Here is a 5,135-nt window from a genome sequence, read left to right on the forward strand (position 1 = left end):
GGCGGCGCGGTGCGCCCGCCGCCCCGGCGGCGCTCGATCATCGCGGTGGCCGGGGACGGCAGCCAGGCCGAGGCCGTGCCGCTGTCGTCGCTGCCGGAGGCGAAGAGGTGCGGGGCGAGCTGGGCCTGGAGGTCGGCGGGGCTCGGCCGCTGGGTGGCGTCCATCTGCATGCAGGACTCGATCAGCGGCCGCAGGTCGTCGGGCAGCCCCTCGGTGTCGGGTCCCTCGCGCAGCAGCATGAACACCGTCTCGACGGGGTTGGCCCCGTGGAAGGGGGCGTGCCCGGTGGCGGCGAAGACGAGCGTGGAGCCCAGCGAGAAGATGTCGCTGGCCCCGGTGACGCTGCGGGAGTCCCGGGCCTGCTCGGGCGACATGTACGCGGGCGTGCCGACGGCGACGTTCGTCATGGTCAGCCGGGTGTTGGAGACGCCGGACGCGATGCCGAAGTCGATCACCCGGGGCCCGTCCTCGACGACGAGGACGTTGGACGGCTTCAGGTCGCGGTGGACGAGGCCCGCACCGTGGATGGACTGGAGGGCCTCGGCGATGCCGGCGGCCAGCCAGCGCACCGCCTGGGTCGGCATGGGACCGCACTCGTTCACTATCTCTTCGAGCGAGGGCGCGGGCACATAGGCGGTGGCGAGCCAGGGCACGGCGGCCCGCGGGTCGGCGTCGACCACGGCGGCGGTGTAGAACCCGCTGACCGCGCGGGCCGCCTCGACCTCGCGCGTGAAGCGGACCCGGAAGAGCTGGTCCTCGGCGAGCTCGGTGCGCACCGTCTTGATCGCCACCCGCCGGCCGGACGCCGACCGCGCGAGATAGACCAGCCCCATGCCGCCGGCCCCGAGCCGTCCCAGCACCTCGAACGGGCCGATCCGTCTCGGGTCGTGCTGCGTCAGCTGCTCCACCACTTGCCTGCCACCTCCCCGTAAACGGACCTCGGCGACGAAGTCCGCGAATTACCGCCCGGTCGAATCCCGCACTGATCCCGCACTGCGCGGCGCGCCCTGTGCAGGGTCTCACCACTGGGCATCACCTGGCGGTACGCACCCCGATTCTTCCTGGCCCGGGCCCCGGTTGCGAACCCGGGGGCGGATGGGGGTGTCTCGTGCCACTTCGGGCGGTATCCCCCCACACCGGGGTGCGGAAGGGGGCCGGCGGGCGCGGAAGCCGGGGTTACGGACGCGGCTCGCCGGGCTCCAGCACGGCGAAGGCGGCCCCTTGGTCGTCGTGCAGCACGGCCATCCGCCCGTAAGGGATGTCGAACGGTGGCTGGGCGACCCGGCCGCCGAGCTGTACGGCGAGTTCGGCGGCGGCGTCGCAGTCGGCGACGGCGAAGTAGACGAGGAAGTAGCTCGGCATCTCGGCCGGGAACGCGTCCGTGATGACGCTGCGGCCGCCGACGGCGGTGTCCGGGCCCGGTTCGGCGCCCTCGGGGGACCACATCCGGAAGTCGACCAGCGCCTCGGAGTCGCCTGAGACGTCGTGGCCCGCCTCGTCCAGGTCGGTGCCGTGGAAGCCGAAGACCTTCTCGTAGAAGGGGTCCACCCGGTCCGGCTGCCGGGTGTAGACCTCGGTCCAGCAGAAGGAGGCGGGGTCGTTCTGCTTCTCGAAGCCCGCGCGTTCCTCCGCCTGCCAGAGCCCGAAGACGGCGCCCCCGGGGTCGGCCGCCTCGGCCACGATCCCGGCGCGCCCCGCCCGTACGGGGTCGGTGATGATCTGGCCGCCGTGCTCGCGGATCGCGGCCACGGTGGCCCGGATGTCGTCGGTGGCGAAGTAGACGCCCCAGGCCGTGGGCATCCGGCCGTCCTTCTTGGCGGCGAGGGCGGCGACCAGGCGGCCGTCGCTGAGCGCGTCCGCGAAGGGCATGCCGTCGCCCGCCCGGAAGGTCCAGCCGAAGAGCCCGCCGTAGAAGCGCTTGCCGGCCTCGAGGTCGGAGAGCTGCACGTCCGCCCAGCACGGCGCGGAATGCGCGAATGCGGCCATGGGACCGGGTCCTTCCGTAGCAGTGACGCCCGTCACAGTCAACGTAACGTCGCGCCCGGCCCCGCGCGCCCCGGACGCACCTAAAGGGAACCTTTGACCGATTGATGAAGGAGGCGCTCACCATGTGGACGAAAGTTGTCCACCGAAGTTGTCCACAGGCTGTTGATAACATTTACCACGACTGCTTCCCTGGCCTCACCCCGGCCGCACTCCGGGCTCCGAGGCCTCGCGCACCGCGGCCGAAAACCGCCGCTGATCGCCGCTGCGCACCCCGCCGGTCCTGCGGCGTTCCCCATTTGCAGTCGGCCGAATCGCGCTCCCATCACCCCTCGGTAAGCTGACGGCATGACAGGACAAGTACGCACCGTCGACGGCCGCGTGGCCGGTCGACGCGGTCAGGCGACGCGGCAGAAGCTGCTCGACTGCCTCAGCGAGATGCTCAGCTCCTCGCCGTACCGGGACGTCAAAGTCATCGACGTCGCCCGGAAGGCCGGGACTTCACCCGCGACTTTTTACCAGTACTTCCCCGACGTGGAGGGCGCCGTCCTCGAAATCGCCGAGGAAGTCGCCAAAGAGGGCGCCGGACTGACCGAACTGGTCGCCGGACGCTCCTGGGTCGGCAAGGCCGGCTGGACCACCTCCGAACAACTCGTCGAGGGGTTCCTCGACTTCTGGCGGCACAACGACGCGATCCTCCGCGTGATCGACCTCGGAGCGGCCGAGGGGGACAAACGGTTCTACAAGATCCGTATGAAGATCCTGAACTCGGTCACCAACTCCCTCACGGATTCCGTGAAGGAGCTCCAGAGCAAGGGCAAGGTCGACAAGGACGTCAGTCCGGCGGCGATGGCGGGCTCTCTGGTGGCGATGCTGGCCGCGGTCGCCTCGCACCAGAAGGGGTTCACCACCTGGGGTGTGAAGCAGGCCGAACTGCGCCCCAACCTCGCCCTGTTGGTGCACCTGGGCATCACCGGCAAGAAGCCGGCGAAGTAAGCGGTCCGGGGCGCGGGAGGCCCACTGGCCCCGGACGCCCCTCACCACCGGGCAGGCACCCGCCCACCCGGACGCCCCACGTCCTGTCTCACCGACGGCGGACCACCCAGGCACCCCTGCGGGTGGTCCGCCGTCGGCGTGCCCGGAGGCGGGCCGCGCCGGGACCCACCCTGCCGCGCACCCGGAGAAGGGGCCGCGCCGGGAACCGCCCCGCCCCGTACCCGGAGGCGAGGCCGAGCCGGGGAACCGCCCCGCCCGCCGCTACCGCCTCTCCAGCCGGAACAGCCGGATCTGCCGCTCCAGCCGCCGCTGGTACGCCGCGTACGGCGGCCAGAACGCGAGTGCGGCCTCCCACACCCGGTCCCGGTCCTCGCCCTCCAGCAGGGTCGCGCGCACCGGGATGTCCCGGCCCCGCCAGTTGACGACTGCCTCGTCCGGGCGGGCGAGCAGGTTGGCGGTCCAGGCCGGGTGCCCCGTACGGCCGAAGTTGCTGCCGACCAGGATCCAGCTGCCCTCCACCTCGCCCTCCGGCATGCAGGCCAGCGGCGTGGTCCTCGGCCGGCCCGTGCGCGCCCCGGGCACCGTGAGGACGAGCCCCGGCAGCATGCGGGCGCTGAGCAGCACCTTGCCCCGGGTGAGCCGGTGTACGGCCCGGTCCAGGGCGGGGACCAGGTGCGGGGCGATCCGCCCGAAGGCGCGGGTCGAGGAGACCTTCTGGACCAGCCGCACACCGCGGGCGCCGGTCATCGGACGCCCGCCCCGGGTGCTGCGGCGAGCGGCATCCGATCGGGTCCGAAGAGCCCGGCCCGCTGTGCCGCGTGGTCGCGCAGCCGGTGGACCGGGCCGAAGAGCAGTTCGTCGCCCGCCGCCCGCTTCAGATAGCGGTGAGCCTCGTGCTCCCAGGTGAAGCCGATACCGCCGTGCAGCTGGACGGCCTCACCGGTGGTGATCCGGGCCGCCTCCAGGGCCTGGGCGAGCGCGAGGGGCCCGGCCTCCGGGTCCCGGGCGGCGTGGTAGGCGGCGGAGCGGGCCGCCTCGACCCGTACGTAGAGGTCGGCGAGGCGGTGTTTGACGGCCTGGAACGAACCGACGGCCCTGCCGAACTGTTCGCGCGCCTTCACGTACTCCACCGTGCGCTCCAGGGCGCTCGCCGCCGTCCCGACCGCCTCGGCGGCGAGGATCGCGGCGGCCGTGCGTCCGGCGGCGGCGAGCGCGGCGGCCGCGTCGGCGGTGTCGTCCGCGCCGAGGAGCTCGGCCGGGGTGTCGCGCAGCTCGACGCGGGCCAGCGGGCGGGTCTCGTCGAGCGCGGTGAGCCGGGTGCGCGCCAGCCCCGCCGCTCCGGCGTCGACCAGGAACAGGAGCGTACGGCTGCGCGGGTAGCCCCCGGCGTGGGCGGCGACCAGGAGCAGCCCCGCGCTGTGCCCGTCCAGGACCCGGTCGGCCTGCCCGTAGAGCCGCCGGCCGCCGTCCTCCCCGGGCCCGCGGGCCTGGATGCCGCCGGCCCGGCCGCCGCCCGCCCAGGCCCCGTCGGCGTTGTCACCGGTGAGGCCGAGGGCGGTGGCGAGCGAGCCGCCGGGGACGGCGAGGGCGGCGGTCAGGGTTCCCCCGGCGATCCGGGGCAGCAGGGCGGCTCGCTGGTCCGGGGTGCCGAGAGCGGCGATCAGGGGTGCGGCGAGGGCGGCGGTGGCGAGCAGCGGTGTGGGCAGCAGCGCGCGCCCGGTCTCCTCGCAGGCGAGGGCGAGCTCGGTGGCCGAGCACCCGGCCCCGCCGTACTCCTCCGCGAGGGCGAGGCCCGGCAGGCCGAGGTCCCCGGCGAGCCTGCGCCACAGGACCGGGTCGTAGCCCTCGGCGGTGCGCACGGCGGCGGGGATCGCGTCGGGGCCGGCGCTCCGGGCCAGCAGTTCTCGCAGGGTGCGGCGGATCTCGTGCTGTTCCGCGGTGAAGGCGGCGTCCATCTGCGGGCTCCTTCCACCCAGGGACCGACGGCCAGCCCCGGATCTGACGAGGCGTCATATTAGGTGCGGGGGGCGGGGATTCCCAGAGTCCCGCACGCACCTGGGCGAGGGAAGCCGTCGTGCGCGAACGGTTGCGGCGACCACCACTATCTGATGTACCGTCAGATTCATGGCCCCAGCCCCGGCTTCCCCCGACCCGGC

The 5,135-nt window shown here is 73.6% G+C and carries 5 protein-coding genes; 1 reads left to right on the forward strand and 4 read right to left on the reverse strand.

Features of this window, described 5'->3' with window-relative positions:
* Both HET64_RS36335 and HET64_RS36340 read right to left on the reverse strand, forming a co-directional pair.
* On the reverse strand, nucleotides 1-911 hold a 911-nt coding region (locus tag HET64_RS36335), incomplete at its 3' end, for a serine/threonine-protein kinase (protein ID WP_215111502.1).
* Between the two features lie 265 nt (nucleotides 912-1,176).
* Nucleotides 1,177-1,986, reverse strand: a complete 810-nt coding sequence (locus HET64_RS36340) for a VOC family protein (RefSeq protein ID WP_215111503.1) — start codon at nucleotides 1,984-1,986, stop codon at nucleotides 1,177-1,179.
* A gap of 345 nt (nucleotides 1,987-2,331) precedes the next feature.
* Between HET64_RS36340 and HET64_RS36345 the strand changes: the two genes are divergently transcribed.
* Nucleotides 2,332-2,979 carry a TetR family transcriptional regulator gene (locus tag HET64_RS36345; protein ID WP_215111504.1) on the forward strand — a complete coding sequence of 216 codons (648 nt, stop codon included), beginning with the start codon at nucleotides 2,332-2,334 and terminating at the stop codon, nucleotides 2,977-2,979.
* Nucleotides 2,980-3,240: 261 nt separating this feature from the next.
* Here the strand turns inward: HET64_RS36345 and HET64_RS36350 are convergent, their stop codons facing one another.
* Nucleotides 3,241-3,726, reverse strand: a complete 486-nt coding sequence (locus HET64_RS36350; protein WP_215111505.1) for a nitroreductase family deazaflavin-dependent oxidoreductase — start codon at nucleotides 3,724-3,726, stop codon at nucleotides 3,241-3,243.
* Entirely contained in the window at nucleotides 3,723-4,934 is a 1,212-nt protein-coding gene (locus tag HET64_RS36355) for an acyl-CoA dehydrogenase family protein (RefSeq protein ID WP_215111506.1), read from the reverse strand. Before HET64_RS36355 ends, HET64_RS36350 begins: the two co-directional genes overlap by 4 nt.
* Nucleotides 4,935-5,135: the final 201 nt, after the last annotated feature.

Source organism: Streptomyces sp. McG3 (assembly GCF_018619185.1).
Taxonomy (GTDB): Bacteria; Actinomycetota; Actinomycetes; order Streptomycetales; family Streptomycetaceae; genus Streptomyces.